Below are 23,066 nucleotides of genomic sequence, written 5' to 3' on the forward strand. Positions count from 1 at the left end.
AGACTTCCGAGATCGGTGGAAACGTTAGGGGCGCCCATGAGATAGCCCCGACACGCGCAACTCATCGGCGAGACGTTCCGGTCCGATGGTCGCGAGCGCCCACAAGGCGCTGACCTCGCGTGCGGACCGCCAGATGCCGGACACGGAAGCATCCGGGAGCAGGAAGGGGACGACGACGATGCGCAGCGCGGCAAACGGCTCGGCGTTGAGGTACCGCATTCCGCCAGTTCCGCACAGATAGGCGCCGCTTCCCACCGCCGCGGCGAGATCGGCGAGACGCTGCGATCGGCCGGCGCGGGCAGGGAGATCGCTGCTGCGCACTACCTCACCTTGCCAATCCACCGACGCGAGCAGGGCAAGCGCGGACGACTCGGCGATATCAGCCGTGCGATCAGTTGTGCCGAAGCGGTCGAGAACGGGCTCAAGGGCCGTCTGCACGGTTTTCCAGTGGGTGCTGTGGCCGTAGTGCTGCCGGACGCGTTCGGCAACCCTGCGGTGGCTCTTCAGCGGCTCGACGAGCCGCCCCTCGCTGATCAGAGTCGGCCGCCCGTTGGGCAGGTGCGTCGGAAGTGAGAGCCACTGGCGGGCATGGGGCGCATCCAGGGGTGCCAAGCGGGCCCGGTGCTGGTAGTCGCGTCGGGCGAACTGCACGTCGTCGAGGACGACCCAGCAGTCTGCCGCGAACAGCTTCGCCAGTGTGGACAGCCGCGGGAAGAGGTTCGGTTGATGGATGGCGCAGAGCTTGCTGCCCGGAGTCGCCGGCGACGTGTCAGGGCTTGAGGAGCCGGCTGTCGAATCCGGCGTGCAGGAGGCGCTCGTAGGCGGCAAGGACTTCATCCGGTACCTCCTGCTCGATGGCGAACCCCAGCTTCGGGTACTCGATCACTCGTTGCAGGTCACCGACCATGGTGTCGATGACGAGTCGTTCGTCGCCGATGCTCTTCACGTAATCGGCGAAGTCCAGCGGATCGGAAGCACATACGACGTCGACCTCGGGCCATACCTTGCGGCACGTCGCGTAGGCGCGGCGCTCCATGTACGGCATGGCGATCAGCATCACGGACTCGACCTCGACGCCGGCCCCGAGCAGGACCTCGCGCGAGAACGTGATGTTCTGGCCCGTGTTTCCGGCGTTGGGTTCGAGGAGGATCGCACTGTCGGGCACGCCGAGGTCGAGCGCGTGCTCGCGGAAGTGCACGGCCTCGCCGCGAGGGTAGAGGGCTGCCGTGGTCGGGCTGTTGCCACCGCTGAACACGAGCACGGGGAACAGGCCGGCGTGGTACTGCCTGGCGGCGAACGTGGCGGCGCCGAGATCGTGGCTTCCCAGGCAGATGGCGGCCGAGCAGGGGCGCGGCTCGTGCCCCATCTGGTGATAGTCCCAAATCACCGTGGCGTCGTTCCACTGCGCATCGGTGATCGTGCGCTGCTCGCGGTCCGGCACTGGTACTCCCTGGTTCATCCTCGCTGGCCACTTACCTCAACAGGGCGGTCGACGGGCCGTCGCACGACCGTCGGATGCCCTCAATGCTGCGAAGCTGGTGGCTCAGTCCGTACTGCCTCGCCACCTGCGCCGCGTCGTCGAGGACGGACAGCCCATCATCCCGGGTGGCGAGGTCGGACAGAAGAATGTGCCCGTGTGCGGTGTCCAGCCGCACGCGCTGCATGGGGGAGTCGACCGTACCGGTGGTGCGTGCGATGTCGATGTACTGGAGAGCTCGCGTGAGGTCGCCGGCCCCGCGGTAGGCGAGCGCGATTTTCTGGTGAGCGACGGACCAGTCCTCCGGTTCCGCGAGAGCCTCGAAATCGTGGGTGGCAGTCGTCATCACCTTGACTGCGTAGTCGTTGTTCCCGTCCTTACTGAGCGCCGTACCGACCCATAGACGGGCCCGGGCACGGTCACGGCCGCTCAGCCGCTCGTCGGTCGCCAGCCGCTCGTACTGGTGGGCAGATGCGTCGAGCCTTCCGGACATCTCGTCGAGTACGGCGAGCGACAGCTCGATCTGTGCGACCCGGCGCGGGATGTCGAGCTCGGCGAACAAGCCGCGTGCGGTGCTGTACGAGTGGTGCGCCGAGAGGGGGCCGAGGGTGGCGCCCTGGTCGCGTTGGAGGTCGCCGAGGAGGACAAGCGACCGGCCGTAGAGGTACAGGCCCTTGTCGTCGAGGGTGCGCGGGTCGTGGCGCGCAAGCCATCGGTTCAACAGGTTGGAGGCGAACGAGAAGTTCTGACGGCTCAGGCACACCACGGCACGCTCGATGTCCTCCGTCCATGTCTCGTAGTCCGCCGCGCGCACGGGGCTCCGCCTTGCACCGCCGTCCACGGATTGGTCGAGCCGCACCTCGAAGCGTCCCCGCGCCAACGTGTCCGCGCGCACGAGCGCGGTGTCGAGGATGGCCTGCGTATCCGGCCGGGGGACGGTGCCCGCGCCAAGCTGCTCCCACTTCGCCACCGTGCGCAGTGCGACACCCAGGTGCTCGGCGAACGCGCGCGTACTCATCCGGAGGGCGGCGCGCAGGGCGCTCGCTTCGCGGCCGGTCCATTGCTGCACGCTGATCACGGGCCACCTCCCTCCAGTTACGTATCGAAGCACGCCGCAAGGGGGCTGTGGTCCCGAAGTGCAACGGAAGTGCAACACCCGGTCATTTCGAGGCCGTTGGACTGTCGCGACGCTCGACCCATGGAACCCATCACAGAGCGACTGCCGGTGAACGGCCCGCACGTGTACGGCTACTTGCGTCGGACGAGCAGCAAGTCGAGGCACGCCGCCCTTGCTGACTCGCTGGCCGAATACTGCCGGCAGCACGAGCTGACGCTGTGCGGACTCTTCACGGAGTGGGGGCCGGTCACAGAGGTTCGGTCACCGGCCTTCGTGGGGCTGCTCGACGTTCTCGCACTGCCGGATGCGTACGGCGTGGTTCTGCCTGCTCGCGTCCACCTGGGGCCGAAGCGCATCGCTGTCGAGCGCGAACAGCAGATAGCCCAGACAAGCGCGCGCCTGATTGTCGTCCGGTCCTCTCATCCGAGGCGCGGTGATACGCGCCCTGTCGACGCCGGCCCGCACGTGCGGCAGAGAGGAGGTACGTGATGTCTCTGCGTGAGGCGCTGCGCGCCGCTCCGCTCATCGAGGACATCCCGGGTGTGCATCTGCTCGCGGTCGGCCACGAATGGGACGTCGTCCGAGTGCCCGCCGACACTGGATTCCTCGCGCTCTCACAGCTCAGAGCAACCGACGAGCAGCTCGGCCCGGTGCTCTACGACCGGCCGGGCGACTACCTCTACTTCGCCGTGCCGATCGGCAGCCGGGGCACATGGGTCGGACTGCCGGTGCATCTGCTGTGCAAGGGCTCATGGCTCGTCGCCCCGCACCCGTACCGCTGCGACGAGTGGTTCGGCGGATGGTGCGAGCTTCCCGACGACGAGAGGCTCACCGCCCCAGAGACGCTGCGCCGCGCCCTTGAGCAACAACAGATCGGCCCCGCACCACAACCGGAGATCGTCGCAAGGGAGGACAGGCAAGAATGGAAACCTTCGAACGCGCTCGTCTCGACACCTACTTTGGGCGCATCGCCACGCGCTTTGCTCCCTCGGAGCGCCCGGCATCGTTCCTGATCACGCACCTTCTGCCAGAGCGCCCGGCATTTGTGCGGGGCGTGGCGAACATGACTGATCTACGAGCCGTGCTGCCAAAGCCGAAGTCGGTGCAGGCTGAGGCGCGGCGCCAGGTCGAGGCCGACGGGCACGCCTGCGACAGGCTGACCCGCAGCCTGTTCGCCGATGCCGACCGCGCCGTGCGCTACGTCGAGGCACGCGCCGCCGGCCGCCCAGTCGTACTGCTCGACGTCGGCGGGTACTTCGCCCCAGCCCTCGACGCGCTGTGCAACCGCTTCTCGGGCCGCATCCTGGGAGTGGTCGAGGACACGGAGAACGGGCACAAGCGGTACGCCGAGCGCGACAAGCTGCCCTGCCCCGTCGTCTCGGTGGCCCGCTCACCACTCAAGGACCCCGAGGACTTCCTCGTCGGACAGTCCGTCGTGTTCTCCACCGAGGCCCTGATGCGTACCCGCGGCGACATCCTTCACGGCCGTACTGCCCTCGTGATCGGCTTCGGCAAGCTGGGCAGCTCCATCGCCCGCCTGCTGCACGCCAAGGGCGTACGGGTGGCCGTCTACGACATCGACCCCGTACGCCGCACACAGGCCCTCTCGCAGGGCTTCACAGTGGCCCGTGACCGCGTGAGCGGCTTGGCGGACGCCGGACTCGTGCTGTGCGCTACCGGCTCGCTGTCACTCCGCGGTGAGCACTTCCCGCGGCTTCGCAACGGGGCGTACGTGGCGACAGTGACGAGCAGCGAGGACGAGCTCGAACTCGACGGCCTGCCCGACGTCTACGAACGCGCCCGCATCGGCGAGCACGTCACCCGGTACCTGACGACCGGCCACTACTTCTACCTGCTCAACGGAGGCAACGCCGTCAACTTCCTGCATGGTGCCAGCGTGGGGCCGTTCATCTTCCTCGTGCAGGCCGAGATACTCGCCGCTTCCGCCGTCCTCGCCCGTGACGAGCTGGACCCCGGTATGCACGAGATCAGCCCGACCGACCGCGCCGCCATCGCCGCGACGTGGCTCGACTACTTCAACCGATAGGAGCGCCCGTGCCCATCACAGCCCAGCACATCCGCGAAACCGTCGAGGACTACCTCGACGCCCACCCCGAAGAGAAGGGCCAGCTCGCGCCCGTCCTCGACCTTCTCGACGCCGGGGCCGACCTCAACTCGCGCAAGGAATTCCGAGGACACGCCACGGCTGGTGCGATCCTCGCCGACCCCGCCGGCCGCGTGCTCCACATCCAGCACCTGGCCCTCGACCGCTGGTTGCTGCCCGGTGGACACCTTGAGGCAGACGACACCCGGCTCGCCGACGCTGCGCAGCGCGAGCTGACCGAGGAGACCGGCATTCCGGCATCCGCCGTCATCCCGGTAGGGCTCCGGCCGCTCCACATCGACGTCCACCCCATCCCCGCCAACGACGCCAAGGGCGAGCCGGAACACCAGCACTTCGATTTCCGGTTCCTCTTCCGCACCTCGGCCGACGTCGGCGAGCTGCAAACCGAGGAGGTCACCGCCGCAGCGTGGCGCCACGCCGAGACCATCGCGAACGAGCCCCTGCGCAGCCGAGTCATGCACGCCCTGCGCTGACTGAGCGTCTACGTCATCACGACCAAATAGGAACACGCCACAACTGGGCAGCCGCACGGATACCCTGCGAGCATGTCCGGTCTTCCCGCGCCCAGAGGGGCGTTCGGCCTAGCTGTCGAACGCTTTTCTCGCTGGCGGCTGAGAGGCTCGTCCTCCAGCGCTTCGCGGGAGACGCTGAGCGCGGTCCGCAGGCTTCCCAAAGCAGTCCAAGGTCACGACTTTGTGCAACTCGACTTGGAATCCTGGACGTTTGCGGTCGATCCGGCCGTGGGGACAGCGGGCTTTCTCCACGACTCCTTTCTCTCGTTCCTGCGAGAAGCCCGAAGCGCGCGAGAGGACATCAGGCGTGCTCTCGAACAAGAGCGTTCCCTTGGTTGCACCTCCGATGCGCTGACATCCAGCCTCCTGACCACCGTTGAGGCCGATACGAAGCTTCCAGGCATCGTGGCCCCGCACGCCCCCGGACACCCTCGTGTTCCGGTAGGCGACGAGAGGGTGGATGCGGAAGTTCGCGTCGAGCGACTGAAGCGCATGGAAGCTGCTCTCTGTGCCTTGATCACTGTTCTGTGCGATCTGCTTGACTTGGCGCTTGGCAACCGCCGATACGAGTTCATCGATCTCGTTCCACCACACTCCTCGTCACCGTGCGGAGTCATTCGGTTCGCGGCTCCAGTGGTGCCTCGCGCTCCGGGAGCGGCCGGCGATTCACCGGTCTCATCCCGTTGGAGTGCACTGGCCGCCTGACTTCGCTCGATCCGAAGGGGCGACCGGCGTCTCCCCTTTCGACAAGCGAGGTCTTCCTGAAGATGCGTCTAGCCGAACTAGTCGAGGATGCTCCCCTGTGGGCGCTCATCCTCGGCTTGGTGATTCTTGTGCCGGCCGTGGCGTGGTGGGCGAAGGTGATCACGGCGGTGGGCTCGTTGGGGCGCGTTGTGCTGGGCATGGCGAAACTGCGCACGCAGGCATGGCTGCGACGGTCACTGCAATCCCTGATGCGCGACCCTGACAACTCCTCGACCGACTGACCCCCGATATCGGTCACGTGGATAGTGCCCCGGTCCGCCGCTCGCTGTGGCTGGCCGGGGCGTCGTGCGCCCTGCCTGCACCCGAGGGCACAACGAGGGCACACGGGCCAGGAAGGGCCCGAAAAACGGCGGCAACTACTGAACGTAGTTTTCGCAGTTCACGGGCCCTTCCAGAGCAAGATCGCAGGTCAGACGATCATGCGGGAAGTTCGTGAACTACCGGTAACCCACGACTCCCGGGTGCCACGGATGGGGCGGTGCGCTGCGGCGTACCGCCCCACCGGCGTTCCGGGGTACGGGCCTCCCGGCCACCACTTGACGTCAACCTTGGTTGAGGTTGCACGGTCGTTCCATGACTTCCTCTCACACGGATTCTCACGCGCATGACGCGGCCCGCTCGACTCGACCGGCTTCCGGCACCCGGGACGGCTTCCGCGCCGATGTGTTCCCGGAGATCCGGCGTCCGGATGCCGGACATGTGCTGCTCGGTGAATGGGACGCGGGCAGCCCCGAAGGGCAGCGGGCCGTCCAGGACGGCGTCGTCCGGGCGGTGGCGGAGACGCCGCTGCCGGCGGGCTTCCTGTCGCGGGTGCTGTTCGCCGGGACGGACGGGCGCGGTGTGCTCGATTACGGGCAGTGGACGAGCGAGGCCGCGCACCGGGATTTCCTGCGGAACGACGGCGGCGGGCTGCCCGAGCGGGTCACGGCGGCACTGGCGTCCGCGGGGGCGCTGCCGTCCTCGGGGGCATTGCCGTCCCCGGGGGGCGTCGGCGGCCCCGGGCCCGCCCGCTACCGGCTGTACCGCAGCATGCTGCCCCAGGGGCGGCCGGAGGCGCCGGGCTGCGTCGTACGCGTGGCCTTCCGGACGGCGGGGCAGGAAGCGGCCCGCGAACTCGTCGACGGCCTGCTGGACCGGGTGATCGGGGAGCGGCAGCCCGGCGAGGGCGGGATCGCCTCGCACTTCCACATCAGCGAGGACGGCACCCGGGTCGTCAACTACAGCGAGTGGACGGACGCGGAGTCGCACGCCCGGGTGATCGGCTCGATGCTGCGGCCCGACGGGCGAGTGATCGGCTTCATCGAGAGCCTGCCCGGCGTCGAAACGCTGGGGTTCCGGCGGTACGTCGGCCCCAGGGGGCTCGTACGGGCATGAACCGGGCCCGTACGGACGCGACCCCGGGCTCTCACGGGGGTGCCCGGGGCCGGTCCGTACGTACATCCGGGCCGGTCCGTACGTACCGGCGGTCGGTACGTACGGACACGGACCGGGTGCGGCCCCCGGGCCGGGCGTCAGCGGGTCGCGAACGGCTGATCCGTCGGGACGATCTCCCGGCCGAGCGGCACCAGGGACACCGGGATCATCTTGAAATTGGCGATGCCGAACGGAATACCGATGATCGTCACGCAGAGGGCGATACCGGTGACGATGTGCCCGAGGGCCAGCCACCAGCCCGCGAAGACGAACCAGATCACATTGCCGATCGCGGAACCGGCACCGGCGTCGTTCCGCACCACGGTCGTCCGGCCGAAGGGCCACAGCGCGTAGCTGGCAACACGAAAGCTTGCAAGGCCAAATGGAATGGTGATTACCAAGACGCAGCAGATGATGCCCGCGAGGACGTAGCCGAGCGCCAGCCAGAAGCCGCTGAGGACCAGCCAGAGGATGTTCAGGAGGGTTTTCATGATCGACAGCCTTCCACGGGCACGGTGGGCCATGAGTCGGTGGACAGTGGGTCTGCCCTGGTAGACGCGTGCGGCACAGTGAACCGTTGCGGTGAAGGCGGCGGCGGGCGAGGGCGCCCGGACGTGCGGTGAGCGGGGCGGCGCCGCGGGGATCCGGCGGAAGCGCCCTATGGGCGGTGGGGGCCCGCCATCTGTTCCAGGCGGGTGATGCGTTCGCGCATCGGGGGGTGGGTGGAGAAGAGCCGGGACATGCCGTCGCCCGGGCGGAACGGGTTGGCGATCATCATGTGGCCGGCGGTCTCCAGCCGCGGCTCGGGCGGCAGCGGGAGCTGCTGGGTGCCCGCCTCCAGCTTGCGCAGGGCGGAGGCGAGGGCGAGCGGGTCGCCGGTGAGCTGGGCGCCCGAGGCGTCCGCCTGATACTCGCGGGACCGGCTGACCGCCAGCTGGATCAGCGAGGCCGCGACCGGCCCGAGGATCATGACCAGCAGCATGCCCAGGATTCCGGGTCCCTCGTCGTCGTCGGAGCGGCCCACCGGAATCAGCCAGGCGAAGTTGACCAGGAACATCACGACCGAGGCCAGCGCACCCGCGATGGACGAGATGAGGATGTCGCGGTTGTAGACGTGGCTGAGCTCATGGCCGATGACGCCGCGCAGTTCGCGTTCGTTCAACAGCTGGAGGATGCCGTCGGTGCAGCAGACCGCGGCGTTGCGCGGGTTACGGCCGGTGGCGAAGGCGTTGGGCGCCTGGGTCGGGGAGATGTACAGCCGCGGCATCGGCTGGCGGGCGGCCGTCGAGAGCTCGCGGACCATCCGGTAGAGCTGGGGCGCCTCGAACTCGCTGACCGGGCGGGCACGCATGGCGCGCAGGGCCAGTTTGTCGCTGTTCCAGTACGCGTAGGCGTTGGTGCCCAGCGCGACCAGGACGGCGAGGATCAGGCCCGTACGGCCGAACAGGCCGCCGATGACGATGATGAGTGCGGACAGTCCCCCGAGGAGTACGGCGGTTCTCAGCCCGTTGTGCCGGCGGTGCACGGTACGCCCTCCAAGCGGTGCGGCAGGGGAACCCTGTGCTGCGTTGCTCCACTCTCCAGTGGACCCTTACTCACTGGTCAACGTGAGATGGAGGGGAGTGGTTCCCCGGCGTGAAGGGCGTGCACCGCCTCGTGGTGCCGCGTCGGAGCAGCGCCCGTCCGGTCCGTCAGGCTCATCGGGCCCGTCCAGCCCGTTGGGCCCATGGGGCCCGTCGGCCCGTCAGGCCGCCCGTCCGGGCGTCAGAGCAGCGCGCCGGACGCGAAGCGCAGGACCAGCTGCGGGGCGCCGGAGAGGGCGATGCCGAGGGCGGTGGCGAGGACGATCGCGGTGGCGAGCGGGGCCGGGATCCCGGCCGCCCGGTACGGCCCCGGTGCCGCGAGCGCGGCGGTCTCGGCCGCCCCTCCGGCGGGCTCGACGGCCTCGGCGGGCTCGGCGGCCTCGGCGCCCCGGAAGAGCACCGCGGTCCACTGCAGGTAGTAGTAGAGCGCGATCACGACGTTGACCGCCATGACCACCGCGAGCCAGCCCAGCCCGGCGTCGACGGCCGCGGAGAAGACCACGACCTTGGCGAACAGCCCGATGATGCCCGGCGGCAGACCGGCGAGGCAGAGCAGGAAGAAGCCGAGGGCGAGCGCCGCCAGGGGCCGCCGCTGGTACAGGCCCCGGTAGTCGGCGAGGCGGTTGGCGGGGCGCGTACGGGCCACCAGGGCGGCGACGGCGAAGGCGCCGAGGTTCACCACCGCGTACATCAGGGCGTAGGCGACGGTGGACCCGATGGCGTGCGCGGGCTGCCGCGCGTAACCGGCCGCCGCGAGCGGGACCAGGAGGTAGCCGGCCTGGCCGACCGAGGACCAGGCGAGCAGCCGTACGGCGCTGTGCGCGCGGTGCGGGTCCTGGCGGAGGGCGGCGGCGTTGCCGACGGTCATGGTGACCGCGGCGAGCACGGCCAGCGCCGGGCCCCAGACGTCCGCGTACGAGGGGAAGCCCTGGACGGTGACGAGGATCAGGCCGGAGAAGCCGACGGCCTTGCCGACCACGGAGAGGTAGCCGGCGATGGGCAGCGGGGCGCCGACGTAGGTGTCCGGCACCCAGAAGTGGAACGGGGCGGCCGCGGTCTTGAAGGCGAAGCCCACCAGGGTGAGCGCGACGCCGGCGCCGGCCAGCGTGGCCAGGCGCGGGTCCGGGAGGGCGGTGAGGGCGTCCGCCACCCGGGTGAGGTACAGGCTGCCGGTGGCGGCGTACAGGAAGCTCACACCGAGCAGCATCACGGCGGTGGCGGCCACCGAGGAGAGGAAGAACTTCAGCGCCGCCTCGGAGGAGAGCCGGTCGCCGCGGCGCAGCCCGACGAGGGCGAAGGCGGGCAGCGACGCGACTTCGAGGGCGATGACGAGGGTGGCGAGGTCCCTGGACGCGGGCAGCAGGGCGGCGCCGGCGGCCGAGGACAGCAGCAGGAACCAGTACTCGCCGGTGGGCAGGCCGTGGTCCCGCACGGTGTCGATGGACAGCAGGGCGGTCAGCAGCGCGCCGGCGAGCACCAGGAACTGGATGACCAGGGCGAACGGGTCGGCCGCGTAACTGCACACATCGGCGTGCCCGGGGACGCAGAAGGTGCGCCGGCCGGCGCCGATCAGGGGCAGCAGCGACAGTGCGGCGAGGGCGAGCCCGGCCGTGGCGATCCAGCCCAGCAGCGGCTTGCGGGCCACCGGGAGGAAGAGGTCGGCGACGAGCACCACCAGGGCGACGACCGCGGTGATGGTGGGCGGTGCGAGGGCGACCCAGTCGACGGACTGGACCAGAGAGGTGACCGAACTCATCACTTACCGCCTCCGAGGAGCTGCTGGACGGCCGGGTCGGTGAGGCCGAGGAGGGCCGCGGGCCACAGTCCGGTGAGGACGGTGAGCACGGCGAGGGGGGTCCAGGCGGCGTACTCGTAGCGCGCGATGTCGGGGATGGCGGGGGCTGCGGGGGCGGCGCCAGCGGCCCGTGCGGACGCGCCTCCGGGCGTCCCGGCGCCGTCGCCGTCGCCGTCCGGGCCCACCGGGCCGTCGGGGCCGTCCGGGTCGGCGGCGGCGAGCGGGGCGGTCGGCGCGAGGTGCGGGGTGCCGCCCATGCAGACGCGGCGGACGACGAGCAGCAGGTAGGCGGCGGTCAGCAGGGTGCCGAGGCCGGCCAGGGCCATGAACGTCAGGAAGGCGGGGCGGCTGAGTCCTTCGGCCGGGCGGAAGGCACCGAACATGGCGAGCATCTCGCCCCAGAAACCGGCCAGCCCGGGGAGGCCGAGGGAGGCGATGGCCCCGAAGGCGAGCAGGCCACCGAAGCGGGGGGCCCTGCCGTAGAGGGCGGCGCCGGTGGCGACCGGAAGGGGCGCGGCGGAGCCGCTCGTTGAGGGGCGGTGGTCGGGCGACGGGCGGGACAGGGCGTCGAGGTCGGTGGTTCTGGTGCGGTCCTTGAGGGCGCCGACCAGGAAGAAGAGGAGGCCGGTGATGAGGCCGTGCGCGATGTTGGCGAAGAGCGCGCCGTTGACGCCGGTGGGGGTCATGGAGGCGATGCCGAGCAGGACGAAGCCCATGTGGCCGACGGAGCTGTAGGCGATCAGGCGCTTGAGGTCGCCCTTGGCGCCCTTGCGTACGAGGGCGAGGCAGGCGAGCGAGCCGTAGATGATGCCGACGGCGGCGAACGCGGCGAGGTACGGCGCGAAGGTCTGCATGCCCTCGGGCGTGATGGGCAGCGCGATCCGCACGAACCCGTACGTGCCCATCTTCAGCAGCACACCGGCCAGCAGCACCGAGCCGACGGTGGGGGCGGCGGTGTGGGCGTCGGGCAGCCAGCTGTGCAGCGGCCACATCGGGGACTTGACGGCCAGTCCGATGCCGACCGCGAGCACCGCCAGGACCTGAACGGTGTGGCTGAGCTGGGCTTTCGGGCCGTTGTCAGTGGCGAGTGCCACCATGTCGAACGTGCCGGATTTCAGGCCGATGAGGAGGAGGCCGAGCAGCATCACGACGGAGCCGAGCAGCGTGTAGAGGATGAACTTCCACGCCGCCGCCTGCTTCCCCGCACCGCCCCAGCGGGCGATCAGGAAGTACATCGGGATGAGGACCATCTCGAAGGCGAGGAAGAAGAGCATCAGGTCCAGGACGGCGAAGGTGGCGAGGGTGCCGGCCTCCAGGACGAGCAGCAGGGCCACAAAGGCCTTGGGTGACGGGCCCGTTGGCATTGTGAAGTAGCTGTAGAGCGCGCAGAGGAAGGTCAGCAGCGCGGTCAGGACGAGGAGGGGGAGCGAGATGCCGTCGACGCCGAGGTGGATGCGGATGTCCAGCGCCGGGATCCAGCTGAGGTCGGTGGTGGCCTGCATACGGGCCGGGTGACCGTGGTCGAAGCCGGCGGCCAGCGCGACGGTCGCGGCGAGCACGGCACCGGTGACGGTCACGCCGTGGCGCAGTACGGCCTGGTCGGGGTTGCGGCCCTTGAGGCCGGGCGGGGCCGGGAGCAGTGCGGCCAGCGCACCGATGAGGGGGAGGACGATGACGGCCGCGAGGAGGATCTGCATGGCGGTGTGAGTCAGGTGCATCGGTCAGGCTCCCGTGCCCGTAGCGACGAGGACGGCGGCGATGGCCAGGACGAGCGAGCCCGCGAGCAGCGCGCCGAGGTAGGTCTGCACGTTCCCGGTCTGGGCGCGGCGGACGGCGGCGCCCAGCAGGCGGGGGGCGGTGCCCGCGCCGCGGACGTAGGCGTCGACGACCTCGCGGTCCAGGAAGCGGACGAGCGAGGCGGCGGCGCGTACGGGCCGGACGAAGAGCGCGGAGTAGACGGCGTCGAGGTGGAAGCCGACGGCCGCGTGGCGGTGCAGCGGGCCGAGGAGGAGGCGGCCCGGGTCGGCCGGGTCGGCGGCACCGGAAACACTTCCGTACACGGGGGCGTGGGTGGCCAGGGCGGTCTCCTCGGCGAGGCCGGGGGCGGCGTCCGGGGCGGTGATGACCGCGCCGATGGGCGTACGGGCGGCGAGGCCGGTGGTGTGCCGCCAGGCGACGTAGGTGAGCAGGACGCCCGCGAGGGCGATGACGGTGCCGAGGACGGAGGTGGTCAGGGTCGGTGCGAGGGAGCGCCCGTCGAACCAGTCGGGCAGGAAGGGGGCGGTCAGCCCGAGCGCGAGGGTGGGGACGAAGAGCACCCACAGGACGCCGTTCATGACCACCGGCTGTCCGCCGTGGTCGGGGGCCTCGGCTCCCCTGCCCTTGAAGGCGAGCAGCCACAGGCGGGCCGCGTACGCCGCGGTGAGGAGGGCGGTGAGCAGTCCGGAGAGCAGGACGGTCCAGCCGACGGCACCGGGGACGCCGGGCGCGGAGCCGTGGGCGGCGTGCTCGGCGGCGCCGAGGACGGCTTCCTTGGAGAAGAAGCCGGCGAACGGCGGGATCGCGGCGAGCGCGAGCAGCGCGACGGTGACGGTCCAGTACGCGTCCGGGATACGCCGGGCCAGTCCGCCCATCCGGGACATGGCGGCCAGCGAGTTGGTGCCGGCGGCGTGGATGATCACGCCGGCGCCGAGGAAGAGGAGGGCCTTGAACGCACCGTGGGTGAGGAGGTGGAAGACGGCGGCGCCGCGGTCGCCGACGGCCAGCGCGCCGAGCATGTAGCCGAGCTGGCCGACCGTCGAATAGGCCAGGACGCGTTTGATGTCGTCCTGGGCCAGCGCGGCGAGGGCGGAGCCGACCATGGTGATCGCGGCCAGGACGGCGAGCACGGCCAGCGCGGCCGCGGAGGCCGCGAAGACCGGGAGGAGACGGGCCACGACATAGACACCGGCCGCCACCATCGTCGCGGCGTGGATCAGCGCGGAGACCGGCGTCGGGCCGGCCATCGCGTCCGGGAGCCAGGTGTGCAGCGGGAACTGCGCGGACTTGCCCGCGACGCCGCCCAGCAGGAGCAGCGCGATCAGCGTGGGGTGGTCCAGGCCGCCGCTGGTGACGGCGCCCAGGATGCCGGTGATGCGGAACGTACCGGCGTCGGCGGCCAGCGCGAAGATGCCGAAGAGGAAGGGGACATCGCCGAGCTTGGTGACGAGGAAGGCCTTGAGGGACGCGGCGCGGGCGGTCTCGGTCTCCCAGTAGTGGCCGACGAGGAAGTAGGAGCAGATGCCCATGACTTCCCAGCCGACCAGCAGCAGCATCAGGTCGCCGGTGTAGACGACCAGCAGCATCGCGGAGGTGAAGAGGGAGACCAGCGCGGCGTAGGACGGGTAGCGCGGGTCGTCGCGCAGATAGCCGGTGGAGTAGATCTGCACACAGGTCGCCACGACACCGACCAGGACGGCGATCAGCGCGGCGAAGCCGTCGATGTGCAGGGCCAGGTCGATGGGGACCGAGCCGGTCGGGGTGAGCCGGGTGGCGACATCGGTCGCCGGGCCGCCGCCCTGTCCGAAGGCGACGGCGATGGTCAGCACGGCCGCGGCCAGCGTCGGCAGCACGGCCAGCGGCCGTACGAAACCGGGCGCGCGCCGGCCGAGGAGGAGGCCGGCCACGGCCCCGAGGAACGGCAGGAGGGGAACGAGGAAGGCGGTGGTCGTGAGTGTCACGCGGTGGCCTCCGCCTTGGGATCCGGCTGCGGGGTCGCGGTCGCCTGCGCACCGCCCGCGCCGTCCGTGTCGTCCGGCCGCTCGGCGAGGTCGCGGAGCCGGTCGATGTCGGAGCTGCCGCGGTTGCGGTACACGAGCAGCACGATCGCCAGGCCGATGCCGATCTCGGCGGCGGCGACGGCGATGGTGAAGAGGGTGAGCGCCTGGCCGGCGTGCAGGGTGTCGCGCAGCCAGACGTCGAAGGCGACGAGGTTGAGGTTGACGGCGTTGAGCATCAGCTCGACGGACATCAGCACCAGGATCGCGTTGCGGCGGGCGAGCACGCCGTACAGACCGGTGCAGAAGAGGAGGACGGCGAGGACGGCCGGGTAGGCGAGGTGCATCAGCGCCGCTCCTCTCGCGGGGCGGGGGCGGTGGGGCCCGCGGCGGCCGCGGGTCCTGCGGAGTCCGCTGCGGGGGCGGCGGAGGCGCCGTTCCCGAGGGTGGCCGCGGCGCCCTTGCCCTCACCCGTCTTGCGGGACAGCACGATCGCCCCGACGAGCGCGGCGAGCAGCAGCACGGACAGCGCCTCGAAGGGCAGCACCCAGTACTGGAAGAGGCTGCGCCCCGTGGTTTCGCTGGAGCCCTGGGGCGTGCCCAGGTCGATCCAGGTGGCGCGGAAGGCGTCGACGACGACCCAGACCAGGGCCCCGGCCGAGGCGAGGGCCACCGCGAGCGCCGCCCAGCGGTTGCCGGAGTCCGCGTCCAGGGAACGTCCGATGGGCGCCTTCGTCAGCATCAGCCCGAAGAGGAGGAGGACGACCACGGAACCGACGTAGATCAGCACCTGCACCCAGGCGATGAACTCGGCCGTGAGGAGGAGGTACTCGACAGCGACCCCGCCGAGCGCGACGACCAGCCAGAGGGCGGCGTGCACCAGCTGCCGGGTGGTGACGGTGATGACGGCGGCGCCGAGGGTGGCGATCCCGACGAGCAGGAAGGCGATCTCGACACCGGTGGGCGAGAGGAAGCCGTGGCCTGCGGCCGTGGCGGCGAGCAGCGTCACGCTTCCTCCCCTGAAGTCCCTGAAGTCTCCGAGGTACCCGAGGTACCCGAGGTCTCTGAAGCCTCCGAGGTCTCCGGTCGTTGCCGGTCTCCGGCCGCGGCCTCGGCCTCGGCCCGCGCCGCGGCTTCCGCCGCCTGCTGCGCGGCGAGCTTGTCCGCGGCCTTGCGGGCGGCGGCGAGCTCCTTGGGCTCCTCGGCCGCCGGGTCGAGCGCCGGCGGCTCGGGCACCGTCCACATCCACTCGCGGAGCTTGTCCCGCTCGTGGGTCAGCTCGCGGATGTCCGTCTCGGCGTACTCGAACTCCGGCGACCAGAAGAGCGCGTCGAAGGGGCAGACCTCGATGCAGATACCGCAGTACATGCACAGCGAGAAGTCGATCGCGAAGCGGTCCAGCACATTGCGGCTGCGCTCCCGTCCTCCGGGCGCGGCCGGCGGCACCGTCTCCTTGTGGGAGTCGATGTAGATGCACCAGTCCGGGCACTCACGCGCGCACAGCATGCAGACCGTGCAGTTCTCCTCGAACAGCCCGATGACACCGCGGGTACGGGGCGGGAGGTCGGGCTGGACGTCCGGGTACTGCGCGGTGACGGACTTCCGCGTCATCGTCCGCAGAGTGACGGCCAGGCCCTTGGCCAGACCTGATCCGGGGATGCCCATTACGAGATCACCACCTTGACGACGCCGGTGACGGCGATCTGGGCCAGGGCCAGCGGGATGAGGACCGTCCAGGACACCTTCTGGAGCTGGTCCTCGCGCAGCCGCGGGTAGGTGACCCGCAGCCAGATGACGCCGAACGCGAGGATCGCGGTCTTCAGCAGCGTCCACAGCCAGCCCAGGCCGTCGGCGCCGAACGGGCCGTGCCAGCCGCCGAGGAAGAGCACCGACGTCAGCGCGCACAGGACGACGATGCCCGCGTACTCGGCGAGCAGGAACAGCGCGAACCGCAGTCCGGTGTACTCGGTGTACGCACCGAAAATGATCTCCGAGTCGGCGACCGGCATGTCGAACGGCGGCCGCTGCAGCTCGGCGAGCCCCGCGGTGAAGAAGACCAGCCCGCCCACGAGCTGCCACGGCACCCACCACCAGTGGAAGGCCTCGACGATGCCGGGCAGCGAGAGAGTGCCGGCCGCCATCGCGACCGAGGCCGCGGCGAGCAGCATCGGCAGCTCGTACGCCAGCAGCTGTGCGGCCGTCCGCAGGCCGCCGAGCAGCGAGAACTTGTTCGCGGAGGCCCAGCCGGCCATCAGCGAGCCGAGTACGCCGACGCCCATGACGGCGAGGACGAAGAAGATCCCGGCGTCCAGGACCTGTCCCACCGCGCCGCCCGGGCCGATCGGGATGGCGACCAGGACCAGGAGGTACGGCAGCAGGGCGACGGCGGGCGCGAGCTGGAAGATCCGCCGGTCGGCGCCGGCCGGAACGATGTCTTCCTTCTGCGCGAACTTCACGCCGTCGGCGACCAGCTGGGCCCAGCCGTGGAACCCGCCCGCGTACATGGGGCCGAGGCGGCCCTGCATATGGGCCATGACCTTGTGCTCGGTCTGCCCGATGACCAGGGGGAACACCAGGAACACGACGAAGACGGCGAGGAGGCGCAGCGCGATGTCGAGAGCGTCGCTCATGGGGTGTCACCTCCTTGTGCGGGCTTCTCGGGTCCTTGTGCGGGCTTCTCGGGTGAGGATTTCTCGGATGAGGTCGCGGACGCGGGCTTTTCGGGCGCGGGCTCTTCCGGTGCCGGTTTCTCCGGCTTCGCGGGCCGCTCGGGCCGCTCGGGCTCCTCGGCCTCGGGCCTTTCCCGCTGTTCGGGCGCGGGCCTCTGCTCCGGCTCGTCGAAGGCGGGGCGGGCGTGGTGCCAGGGCGCGTCGGACGAGCGCGGGGCGGCGGCCGCCTCCGGCGCCTTCTCGGCGGGTGCCGCCTCGGCCCTGGCCGCCGGGGCCCGCTCGGGCCCGGCCGTCCCGGCAGGCTCAGCCGTCCCGGCAGGTTCCGGCGTACCGGCAGGTTCCGGCGTTCCCGCCGCCGCACGCTGCTGGCTCGCCGATCCCTGGCTCGCCGAGCGGGTACGGCGCGCCGGGCGCTCCGGACGCGCGGTACGCGCCGGGGCGGCCGGCGCCGCCGGGGCTTCCCCGGCCGCCGGGGCCGCCGGGGCTCCGGCCCCCTCCGCCGCGGTCTGCTGGCTCGCCGACCCCGCGCTCGCGCTACGGGTACGCCGGGCCGGGCGCTCACCCACTGCGGTGCCCGCCGCGCGGGCCCCGCCCGCCGCGCGCGCACCCCGCGCCGGCCGCGCGGGCGCAGGCGGCAACTGGCCCTTGAGCGGACCCCACTCGTTCGGGTCCGGGACGCCCGGAGGCAGCATCTGCCGCCGCTTGGGCCCGCCGTGCTCGGACTCCCCCGGCTCCTTGGCTCCCGGCCACGCCTTCGCGACCCGCGCCGCCAGCACGAAGTCCTTGCGCAGCGGATGGCCCTCGAAGCTCTCCGGGAGCAGCAGCGGTACGAGGTGGGGGTGGCCGGTGAAGTCCACGCCGAACATCTCGTGGGTCTCGCGCTCGTGCCAGCCCGCGCCCGCGTACACGCCCACGGCGGTGGGCAGCGCGGCCGCATCGTGCGGCACCGTCGTCCGGACGATCAGCCGGCGGACGGTACCCGGGTGCGCCACGTCCGCGAGGTGGGCGCAGATCCGGAAGCCGGTGCCGGGCTCGTCGACGGCGCTCAGCCAGTCGAAGTAGCGGCAGCCGAGGTCGTCGCGGGCGGCCGTCAGCGCGGTGAGCCAGTTGTCCACGGGGACGTCGACGGTCAGCAGATCGTAGGCCAGCTCCGCGGTGGCCCCCGTCCCGAAGATCTCGCTCGCGGGCCGCGGCAGCCAGCCGACGACGGGCTCGGGCGCGGGCGCGGACTCGGCGGCAGGCTCCACGGACTGCCCGGACTGCCCGGACTGCCCGGACCACTCGGGGTTCTCCGGCTGCTCGTTCATCGGGGCTCCTCCCCCGCCGTCCGGGAGGCAGGCGGCGCCACCAGTCCGCTGCGCAGCGCGGCGGCGGACGGCCGGGCGGCGGGGCCGTGCGCGTACCGCTCCCCCAGCGACTCGCGCGCGATCTTCTCCTGGAGTTTGAGGATGCCCTGGAGCAGCGCCTCCGGCCGCGGCGGGCACCCGGGCACGTACACATCCACCGGAATGATCTGGTCCACGCCCTTGGTGACCGAGTACGAGTCCCAGTAGGGGCCGCCGCAGTTGGAGCAGGCCCCGAAGGAGATGACGTACTTCGGCTCGGGCATCTGCTCGTAGAGCCGCTTGACCGCCGGTGCCATCTTGTCGGTGACGGTGCCGGAGACGACCATCAGGTCGGCCTGGCGCGGGCCGGGCGCGAACGGGATCACGCCGAGCCGGATGAAGTCGTGACGCGCCATGGAGGCCGCGATGAACTCGATGGCGCAACAGGCCAGGCCGAAGTTGAAGACCCACAGGCTGTAGCGGCGCCCCCAGTTGAGGACCACCTTCATCGGTTCCGGCGCGAGCCGGGCGAGCGTGCCCAGACGGCGCGGCGCCGGCAGGAACTCGGGGGCGGCGCCCTCGGGCGCGGCTGCCGGGCCGGCGGAGGCGGGAGTCACGTCCATTGCAGGACGCCCTTCTTCCATGCGTAGAGCAGGCCGATGGCGAGGAACCCGAGGAAGATGAACATCTCCACGAGCGTCACCCCGCCGAAGCCGGGGGCGGCGAAGATCGTCGCCCAGGGGAACAGGAAGATCGAGTCGACGGCGAAGATGACGTAGAGGAAGGCGTAGACGTAGTAGCGGACCTGGGTGTGCGCCCAGCCCTCACCGACCGGGTCCACGCCGCATTCGTACGTCAGCAGCTTCTCGGGCGTCGGTACGACAGGCCTCAGCAGCCGCCCGGCTCCGAAGGCCACGGCGACGAAGAGCACGCCGACCACGGCGATGATCCCGACGACCGAGTAGCCCTGGAAGTAGTCCGCGGCGACGGTGGTGCGTACGGTCGCGTCCGGCACGTCCGCCCCTCGCTCCCTGACTGCGCTTGTTCAACGACTTCGACGATCTGTACGGAACGGGAGTCTAGGCCCTGGCGTGCCGCCCTGAGCAGCCGCGTCTTCGCCGATGGCGAGCCCGCCCGCGCCGCACCCCGGCACTTCGCCCGACTTCGCCCCACCTTGGCGCCGCGCGGCGCGCACGCCCCGCCCTTCCATCTCAGCAGTTGTCTCACAGAGCGGACGAAACGCCGCTCCCCGCCCCCCGCCCCTCGCTCCCCGCTCCCGTCGTTGCCGCCGCCCTCTCCCCCGTCGGCGACGTGGGGTAAACCCCACCCCCGTCACCCCGGCCACCCCATGGCACCCGGGCGGGCGACCGGGCAGGCTGGGCATATGACGGAGAGTTTCCGCCCCAGCGCTGAAGGCCATACCAGCATTCCGGACAACGCCCCGGACCCGGACGGCGCCCTGGACGACGACACACCACCGCCGCCCCGCCCGGCGTTGAGCGGTGCGACCTGGCGGGAGATCGGGTATCTGCTCGCCAATTTCCCGCTGGGCACCGTGACGTTCCTGGTGCTGATGGTGTGGCTGGCGCTGGGTATCGCGCTCTCCGTCACGGTGATCGGGCTGCCCCTGCTGGCCGTGGGGCTCATGGTGTGCCGGCAGTACGGGAAGCCGGAGCGGGCCCGGGCGCGGGCGCTGCTCGGGGTGCGGATCGAGGAACCGAGCCCGCTGCGGATGCGGGAGCGGGGATTCTTCCCGTGGCTGTGGATGTGCCTGAAGGATCCGGTGGCGTGGCGGCATGCGCTGTTCACGTTCGTCCGGCTGCCGTGGATCATGCTCACGTTCACGGTCGTCCTCGTCTCGCTCGTCGCGGCGTGGCCGGCGCTGCCGTGGGTGGCGCGCTGGCTGTCGAACGTGGACCGGGCGATGGTGCGCGGGCTGCTGTCGCCGTCCGACGAGCTGGAGCGGCGGATCGCCGAGCTGGAGTCGGACCGGATGACGGTGACCGACACCGCGGCCGCCGACCTGCGGCGCATCGAACGGGATCTGCACGACGGGGCGCAGGCCCGGCTGGTGGCGCTGGCCATGGGGCTGGGTCTGGCGAAGGAGAAGCTGCTGGAGGGGCAGGCCGACGCGAGCGTGGCCGCGATGGTGGACGAGGCGCACGGCGAGGCGAAGCTGGCGCTGCAGGAGCTACGGGACCTGGCACGGGGCATCCATCCGGCGATCCTCACCGACCGCGGCCTGGGGCCTGCCCTGGCCTCGCTGGCCGGGCGCTGCACGGTGCCGACGACGGTCTCCGTGGATCTGGACGAGCGGCCCGCGCCGGCCATCGAGGGGATCGTCTACTTCACCGTCTCCGAGCTGCTGCAGAACGTCGCCAAGCACAGCGGGGCGCGGCGGGCGTCCGTCGAGGTGCGGCGAGTCCGAGTCGAGGGGGGCAGGCCCGCAGGGCCCTCGGACAAGGGCGGTGCTGCGCGACGGGCGGGCGACCAGCTGCTCATACAGGTGGTGGATGACGGGCGGGGCGGCGCGCGGCTGGACGGCGGCAGCGGGATGGCCGGGCTCGCCGAGCGGCTGGGGTCGGTGGACGGCCTGTTCGTCCTGGATTCCCCGGCCGGCGGGCCGACGCGGGTGACGGCGGAGCTCCCGTGGCGGCCGTCGTCGACGACGTCACCGTAGGGCCGGGCCGCCGACCAGGCGACCGATCGCGCTCGACCGCAGCAGGTGCGGGAGGGGCACGGGGGTGGGGAAAACCCCCGGAGAAGACTGCAAAGAGCCTCATGGTGCGGGGAGCCGGGGGCGCGGAGGCTGGTCGTAGCGGAAGAGCCACTGGGGCGAGAGGCCACCCGAGCCGCCGGCGCCGCGACGCGCGACGCAACGAGGCCCGCACACGGCAGAACGGCAGAACGGACGACGACGGGACGATGGACACCACATACCCACCGCACGCATCACAGCCACCCCAGGCACACCGGACGTACAGGACGCACGGGACGCACAGGACGCACAGAACGCACGGGACGCGCCAGGCATCGCACACGCCGCAGGCACCACGCGCACCACACGCACCGCGCCCTCATGGCTCCCGGGTGCCCGTGGGGCTGCGCGCCCCCTTCTCCGGGCGCACCTGGCGGGCCTTCCTGTATCTCTTCCTCAGCCTTCCGATGGCCGTCCTGATGTTCGCGTACGCGATAGCGGTGATCGCGCTCGGCGCCGGTCTGCTCGTCACGTTCCTGGGCGTCCCGGTGCTGGCGGGCGGGCTGGCCGGCAGCCGGGGCCTGGGCGCCCTGGAGCGGGCGCGGGCGCGGGCCCTGCTGGGCCTGGAGGTGGCCGCCCCGGAGCCGGTGCGGCCCGCGAAGCCGGGCCTGATGGCGTGGATCGGGGCCGTGCTGAAGAGCGGGGCGTCCTGGCGGCACCTCCTCTACTCCCTGCTGCACTTCCCGTGGGCGGTCTTCGCCTTCGTCTTCTCGCTGGTGTTCTGGTCCGTCGGCTGGCTGCTGCTGTCCTATCCGTTGTGGCGGTGGACGTTCCCCGCGTACCTCGACCAGCCCGGTATCCAGCTGGTGGACTTCGGCAACGGCCACTTCTACTACGCCGACACTCCGGCGAAGATCGCTTTCACCAGCGGGATCGGGCTGCTGCTGGTGCTGGCCGGGCCATGGGTGATCCGCGGGCTGACGCAGGTGGACCGGGTCATGGTCCAGGGCCTGCTGGGTCCCTCGCCCCTCGCCACCCGGGTCTCGCAGCTGGAGTCGGACCGCGGGGTGGCGGTCGACACCGCGGCGGCCGACCTGCGGCGGATCGAGCGCGATCTGCATGACGGGGCCCAGGCCCGGCTGGCCTCGCTGGCGATGGATCTCGGGCTGGCGAAGGCGAAGCTGGCGGAGGATCCGCAGGCCGCCGCGAGGCTCGTCGACGAGGCGCACGGCGAGGTCAAGATCGCGCTCCAGGAGCTGCGGGATCTGGCCCGTGGGATACACCCGGCGATCCTCACCGACCGCGGGCTCGGCCCGGCGCTGTCGGCGCTCGCCGCGCGGTGCGCGGTTCCGGTGCGGGTGACCGTGGATCCGGACCTGAACCTGGACCACAGGCCGGCCGCGGCGATCGAGGGCATGGCGTACTTCACGGCGTACGAGCTGCTGCGGAACGTCTCCCGGCACTCCCGGGCCGGCAGCGCGACGCTGGACGTCTGGCGCACCGCGGACCGGATCATGCTGCTGGTGACGGACGACGGCCGGGGCGGTGCCGACCTCCACGGCGGCACCGGCCTGGCGGGCCTCGCCGAACGGCTCGCCGCCGTCGACGGCCTGCTGATAGTGGACTCCCCGGCCGGCGGCCCGACGGCCATCACCGCCGAGCTGCCCTGGCGCGGGTGACGGCGAGCTGCGCCGGCGCGGGTGACCGCGAGCCACGCCGGCGCGGGTGACCGCCGGCGAGCACGGCGGGCGGGCGGGCAGGTGTGGCGGGGCCGGGACGGGGGTCCGGCCCCGCCACACCGCCGTCGCGCCCCTCCCTGGCCCTCGGCCCCC

Annotated in this window: 23 protein-coding genes; 7 read left to right on the plus strand and 16 right to left on the minus strand. The window is 71.4% G+C overall.

Features of this window, described 5'->3' with window-relative positions:
* Positions 1-24: 24 nt before the first annotated feature.
* From AZE13_RS14285 to AZE13_RS36875, 4 genes are all read right to left on the minus strand, one after another.
* Positions 25-837, minus strand: coding sequence for a WbqC family protein (locus tag AZE13_RS14285; protein ID WP_079123984.1), 813 nt, complete (start codon positions 835-837; stop codon positions 25-27).
* Positions 770-1,459: a YdcF family protein gene (locus AZE13_RS14290; RefSeq protein WP_066930946.1), complete on the minus strand. Its 690-nt coding sequence runs from the start codon at positions 1,457-1,459 to the stop codon at positions 770-772. The genes AZE13_RS14285 and AZE13_RS14290 overlap by 68 nt, the downstream gene beginning before the upstream one ends.
* A 13-nt stretch (positions 1,460-1,472) precedes the next feature.
* Entirely contained in the window at positions 1,473-2,555 is a 1,083-nt protein-coding gene (locus AZE13_RS14295; RefSeq protein ID WP_066930948.1) for a helix-turn-helix domain-containing protein, read from the minus strand.
* 300 nt (positions 2,556-2,855) lie between these two features.
* Entirely contained in the window at positions 2,856-3,017 is a 162-nt protein-coding gene (locus AZE13_RS36875; protein ID WP_181690343.1) for a hypothetical protein, read from the minus strand.
* Between the two features lie 65 nt (positions 3,018-3,082).
* Here AZE13_RS36875 and AZE13_RS34010 point away from each other — a divergent pair, with 65 nt between their 5' ends.
* The 5 genes from AZE13_RS34010 (at position 3,083) to AZE13_RS14320 (ending at position 7,370) form a co-directional block, all read left to right on the plus strand.
* Positions 3,083-3,607 (plus strand): hypothetical protein, encoded by a 525-nt coding sequence (locus AZE13_RS34010; RefSeq protein WP_181690344.1) that lies wholly within the window; start codon positions 3,083-3,085, stop codon positions 3,605-3,607.
* The gene (locus tag AZE13_RS14305) at positions 3,517-4,641 is read left to right on the plus strand and encodes an adenosylhomocysteinase (protein WP_066930952.1); all 1,125 of its coding nucleotides are present in this window, start codon (positions 3,517-3,519) and stop codon (positions 4,639-4,641) included. Before AZE13_RS34010 ends, AZE13_RS14305 begins: the two co-directional genes overlap by 91 nt.
* Positions 4,642-4,649: 8 nt before the next feature.
* Positions 4,650-5,192 carry an NUDIX hydrolase gene (locus tag AZE13_RS14310; protein ID WP_066930954.1) on the plus strand — a complete coding sequence of 181 codons (543 nt, stop codon included), beginning with the start codon at positions 4,650-4,652 and terminating at the stop codon, positions 5,190-5,192.
* An 806-nt stretch (positions 5,193-5,998) separates the two neighbouring features.
* A complete protein-coding gene (locus AZE13_RS14315) occupies positions 5,999-6,217 on the plus strand; it encodes a hypothetical protein (RefSeq protein ID WP_066930956.1) in 219 nt (72 codons plus the stop codon).
* Positions 6,218-6,569: 352 nt separating this feature from the next.
* Positions 6,570-7,370, plus strand: coding sequence for an antibiotic biosynthesis monooxygenase (locus AZE13_RS14320; protein ID WP_107288343.1), 801 nt, complete (start codon positions 6,570-6,572; stop codon positions 7,368-7,370).
* A 137-nt stretch (positions 7,371-7,507) separates the two neighbouring features.
* Here the strand turns inward: AZE13_RS14320 and AZE13_RS14325 are convergent, their stop codons facing one another.
* From AZE13_RS14325 to AZE13_RS14380, 12 genes are all read right to left on the minus strand, one after another.
* Entirely contained in the window at positions 7,508-7,900 is a 393-nt protein-coding gene (locus AZE13_RS14325; RefSeq protein WP_066930960.1) for a YccF domain-containing protein, read from the minus strand.
* A 167-nt stretch (positions 7,901-8,067) separates the two neighbouring features.
* Positions 8,068-8,934 carry a zinc metalloprotease HtpX gene (gene htpX / locus AZE13_RS14330; RefSeq protein WP_066930962.1) on the minus strand — a complete coding sequence of 289 codons (867 nt, stop codon included), beginning with the start codon at positions 8,932-8,934 and terminating at the stop codon, positions 8,068-8,070.
* Between the two features lie 239 nt (positions 8,935-9,173).
* A complete protein-coding gene (locus AZE13_RS14335; protein WP_066930964.1) occupies positions 9,174-10,748 on the minus strand; it encodes an NADH-quinone oxidoreductase subunit N in 1,575 nt (524 codons plus the stop codon).
* On the minus strand, positions 10,748-12,505 hold the full coding sequence (locus AZE13_RS14340) for a NuoM family protein (RefSeq protein WP_258527792.1): 1,758 nt from the start codon (positions 12,503-12,505) through the stop codon (positions 10,748-10,750). The genes AZE13_RS14335 and AZE13_RS14340 overlap by 1 nt, the downstream gene beginning before the upstream one ends.
* A gap of 3 nt (positions 12,506-12,508) precedes the next feature.
* Positions 12,509-14,506: an NADH-quinone oxidoreductase subunit L gene (locus tag AZE13_RS14345; RefSeq protein WP_066930966.1), complete on the minus strand. Its 1,998-nt coding sequence runs from the start codon at positions 14,504-14,506 to the stop codon at positions 12,509-12,511.
* Positions 14,503-14,889, minus strand: a complete 387-nt coding sequence (nuoK, locus tag AZE13_RS14350; RefSeq protein WP_066930968.1) for an NADH-quinone oxidoreductase subunit NuoK — start codon at positions 14,887-14,889, stop codon at positions 14,503-14,505. Before nuoK ends, AZE13_RS14345 begins: the two co-directional genes overlap by 4 nt.
* A complete protein-coding gene (locus AZE13_RS14355; protein ID WP_066931404.1) occupies positions 14,889-15,545 on the minus strand; it encodes an NADH-quinone oxidoreductase subunit J in 657 nt (218 codons plus the stop codon). Before AZE13_RS14355 ends, nuoK begins: the two co-directional genes overlap by 1 nt.
* 2 nt (positions 15,546-15,547) lie before the next feature.
* On the minus strand, positions 15,548-16,207 hold the full coding sequence (locus AZE13_RS14360; protein ID WP_066930970.1) for a NuoI/complex I 23 kDa subunit family protein: 660 nt from the start codon (positions 16,205-16,207) through the stop codon (positions 15,548-15,550).
* Positions 16,207-17,172 (minus strand): complex I subunit 1/NuoH family protein, encoded by a 966-nt coding sequence (locus tag AZE13_RS14365; RefSeq protein ID WP_066930972.1) that lies wholly within the window; start codon positions 17,170-17,172, stop codon positions 16,207-16,209. Before AZE13_RS14365 ends, AZE13_RS14360 begins: the two co-directional genes overlap by 1 nt.
* Complete coding sequence (locus AZE13_RS14370; RefSeq protein WP_079123985.1) at positions 17,169-18,518, minus strand: NADH-quinone oxidoreductase subunit C; 1,350 nt, start codon at positions 18,516-18,518, stop codon at positions 17,169-17,171. Before AZE13_RS14370 ends, AZE13_RS14365 begins: the two co-directional genes overlap by 4 nt.
* Positions 18,515-19,159: an NADH-quinone oxidoreductase subunit B gene (locus AZE13_RS39015; RefSeq protein ID WP_066930975.1), complete on the minus strand. Its 645-nt coding sequence runs from the start codon at positions 19,157-19,159 to the stop codon at positions 18,515-18,517. The genes AZE13_RS14370 and AZE13_RS39015 overlap by 4 nt, the downstream gene beginning before the upstream one ends.
* Positions 19,150-19,551, minus strand: a complete 402-nt coding sequence (locus AZE13_RS14380; protein WP_066930976.1) for an NADH-quinone oxidoreductase subunit A — start codon at positions 19,549-19,551, stop codon at positions 19,150-19,152. Before AZE13_RS14380 ends, AZE13_RS39015 begins: the two co-directional genes overlap by 10 nt.
* A gap of 369 nt (positions 19,552-19,920) precedes the next feature.
* Here AZE13_RS14380 and AZE13_RS14385 point away from each other — a divergent pair, with 369 nt between their 5' ends.
* Complete coding sequence (locus tag AZE13_RS14385; RefSeq protein ID WP_079123986.1) at positions 19,921-21,216, plus strand: sensor histidine kinase; 1,296 nt, start codon at positions 19,921-19,923, stop codon at positions 21,214-21,216.
* A gap of 410 nt (positions 21,217-21,626) precedes the next feature.
* The gene (locus AZE13_RS14390; protein ID WP_066930978.1) at positions 21,627-22,913 is read left to right on the plus strand and encodes a sensor histidine kinase; all 1,287 of its coding nucleotides are present in this window, start codon (positions 21,627-21,629) and stop codon (positions 22,911-22,913) included.
* Positions 22,914-23,066: the final 153 nt, after the last annotated feature.

The sequence above is a fragment of the Streptomyces sp. NBRC 110611 genome (genome assembly GCF_001590865.1).
Lineage (GTDB): Bacteria > Actinomycetota > Actinomycetes > Streptomycetales > Streptomycetaceae > Streptomyces.